This window comes from Corynebacterium sp. HMSC073D01 (assembly GCF_001815555.1).
Taxonomy (GTDB): Bacteria; Actinomycetota; Actinomycetes; order Mycobacteriales; family Mycobacteriaceae; genus Corynebacterium; species Corynebacterium glucuronolyticum.
On sequence record NZ_KV821022.1, the window covers coordinates 1 to 3,126 of the forward strand.

The 3,126-nt window shown below is 46.6% G+C and carries 2 protein-coding genes; both read right to left on the reverse strand.

The genetic code is table 11. From position 1 onward, the window contains the following. Nucleotides 1–144 precede the first annotated feature (144 nt). Nucleotides 145–1,533: an MFS transporter gene (locus HMPREF3044_RS01895; protein WP_246820840.1), complete on the reverse strand. Its 1,389-nt coding sequence runs from the start codon at nucleotides 1,531–1,533 to the stop codon at nucleotides 145–147. Next, nucleotides 1,530–2,855 (reverse strand): radical SAM/SPASM domain-containing protein, encoded by a 1,326-nt coding sequence (locus tag HMPREF3044_RS01900; protein ID WP_070739045.1) that lies wholly within the window; start codon nucleotides 2,853–2,855, stop codon nucleotides 1,530–1,532. Before HMPREF3044_RS01900 ends, HMPREF3044_RS01895 begins: the two co-directional genes overlap by 4 nt. Nucleotides 2,856–3,126: the final 271 nt, after the last annotated feature.

Genomic DNA, 3,126 nt, shown 5'->3' on the forward strand with positions numbered 1-3,126 from the left:
CTTCCCCCTCCTTGAAATCCATCGTCCCCTCCTTAGGCAAAGCACCCTCAGCAACACAAATAATGCCAATCAAGTGTCTTCCCTCTGCTACCGCCCAACATACGAACTCCTAGCTCTAGTGTTCGTGGTTTATGCAATTAGGTTTTATATGCAATCAGTGGACTCTGTGGCTTCCGCATTCGTCTCTGGTGTAGTCACAGTAGACATCGGTTCGGCAGTGCCGGTCCAGTCCACGTGTCGATACAACCTTATTGAACTTACCGCAGCAATAAGGATGAATCCCCCACCTATGACACAGGCAATCCGGTAACCGTAATCCGCCATGAACGTAGGGCTAACGGAGTTTCCCCACCATGCAAATACCGCCCATATAAGATAACCCCCAGTGGAGACGATTGTGAAGTAGGCAGACTTCGCCGCGCTAACCGCACCGAGGTGTTCCTTAGTGGTGTTGGATACCCAGGCAACCTCAAAGATTCCTCCAGAAAAACCCGCTGCAAATCCATTGACTCCACCTGCAAGGAGAAACAATAACACGTTGGGTGCTAGACCACGACTAAGAAAACTCAACGCAAACACAACGTAAAACGCGACAGGCCACCACCACTGTTTCCACCTGCTGGCAATTACGGATTTCAACGATGTTCCCAAAACCGTGCCGATGAACATGAACACCGAGATAAGGCCAAAAGACGTGGCAGGTTGGTGGAAAGTCTCAGTGACAAAAAACACGTCGTAGGCTTCCCGAGACCGGTTTCCCAAAGCCTCCGCCGCCATGATGAACAGGATAATGCCAGCGAAATTGAGGTGCTTGAATGCCTTGAACCCACGAAAATCTTTTTCCTTCTTATCCAATTTCCGGGAAAATTCACGTATATAAGCACGCAAGCTAATATCCGGTTTCTCGTTGAAAGTATCCCTAGGAACCCATTTCCTCCGAGTCCAGCTCAACAGTGCTGCAGATGCAAGGCTTAATAGGGTACACACCCCGATGGCCAGATATTTGTTGTGTTCAAACAGCCATGTTCCAACGATCGGTGCTGTCAGCGGAACAACCAAGTTTGCTCTGAAGTTCCAAGTAAAGAACTCCGATTGCCTTTCCTCTGGCACTCGACTGCTAATGATCACCATGACAGCAGAATCGAATAGGATATCACGGTTAGTGAACATAAGCTGCAATATCGCCATAATTGCCAACACAAGCAGTGGATATCGCGGAGAAGCGAAAGTTAATATTGCAGCAAACAGCACCATGGAAGCGATGTTCAAATATTGAGACAACTCCGCCACCTTATGCGGCGCGAACTTGTCTGCAACCTGTCCGGAACGTGCAAAGACCGCAAGCACAACCAGACCCACTAGCGCTAGATACAAAGAAATCGTTGCGGGCGGATCTAAACGAGTCTTTGGGAGGAAATCAAGGGTTAGCCACAAAACGATGAGAAGCAGTACCATTACACCGTTGAAAGATTCAATGACGTTATTTGCAATCACAAGCCATGCATCAAGAAAAGTAGATCTTTTGATTTTCACGAACACACTTCCAGACCGAGTCTCTTTCCCAACACGGAAAGGCGTTCCGGTGTGTTAAAAGTAAATAGTGGACATGGTACGGCTGTGCCTTTTTCCCACTGGCGCGGACACGATCCACCGCAAATAGGCAAGAATGAGCATTGAGAACAGATTACATCTCCATTCTCCATGCGATTAGGCCAATCTTGATACCCTCCGATGCTTTCAAAAAGAGATGAACGTTCCTCTATTTTCCCGATACACGCATCCTCATATCCAGGAGTCAGTGGATGCTCTGTACATTTGAATGCCTGCCCCGTCGGATCGAATACTACCGACATCTTTTGGGCACCAACGCACAAACTCCGCTTCACATCGGTTGGTATCACGCAGGAAGAAAAACCCAATTTAAAGGCAAGATTCTGAAGTTCAAGTTCCCTCTCCGCTAACTTATGTCGCTCAACCATAATTCGGTCGCTTTCGTCACTCCAACTAAAAACCGGGGCAAAATTCAAACTTAAATTTTCCCATTGGGCGAATCCTCGTTCACTCAGATCAATCAGAAGCTCGTCGATTGAATCAGCGTTACCAGCATGAAGATTGATTCTTACGGAAACCTCCAGGTCAGCAAGCCCCTCTGCAGAGAGAACCTCACTTAAATTTCTAACGATATCCGTAAATCCCCCGTACCGCCCTTTACGCTTAGGGCGACTACTGTTATGTATTCTTTCCGGTCCGTCTAGAGTAACTTCGATATATTTTAATTTCGAAATAGAGACGAGTTCCTCGGTATGCTTCGAAGTTAGCAGAACCCCATTCGTAGCCATCCTGGATGACCAGGTGAGGTTGAAATGAAGACATACAGCATCCAAAATGCCAGACAAGGATTTAATCTTCGACAACGCAAGCATAGGTTCCCCGCCAAACCAGCAAATCTCAATGTGGCTCACTCTAGGGTGCGCGGAGATTGATTCTTGTAGAAACACGTTAAATTCAGAAACAAAATCTTCCGAAATTGTACCTCGCTCGTGGACCTGACCACAGTATCCACATGCTAAATTGCATTGACTAGTTAGTAAAACAACGATTCTAAGGACCGCTTCATCTATTTGAGCAGCTTTTACAGTCGCAACCCATTTTTTTAATTCAAGGTCATCCCACCTGTCACTCAGTATCGTGTCTATTTCTTCGTCAGAAAGGCGACCCATATTCGCCAGCCCATTTAAAATCTCGCAATTCGCTAGGAATATTTTCCCCGTGCGACAGTCCAACAAGACTTTCGTTTTCTTGCCATCGACTTCAAAGTCCAGATCAGAGCATTTGACAAACTTGGAAAGCTTCATAACCTTCTCACATCTAAAAATTGGAGGTGCCAGTTACGTTCCTGACACCTCAAAGCCAGCTAGTCTTTAGCAGCCTGTATTGCACCCAATGTTAAAGGCGGTCGGCTTCCGATCCCGCCCATTAACACCAGACTTTGAAATCTTGGAAGTGATATCCTTCATGGCGATTCTTCCTTTCTAAAACTTATTTTTCCCCTCCCTAAGTGGGTAATCTTCTATTTCCCCAGTAAGTTTTCCTTCCCATTACGGTTTAGGCAGTTCCCTGCTGGGG

What these genes read in the sequence shown, in the direction of transcription:
- HMPREF3044_RS01900 (WP_070739045.1), bottom strand. Translation starts at nt 2,855, where the DNA reads ATGAAGCTTTCCAAGTTTGTCAAATGCTCTGATCTGGACTTTGAAGTC.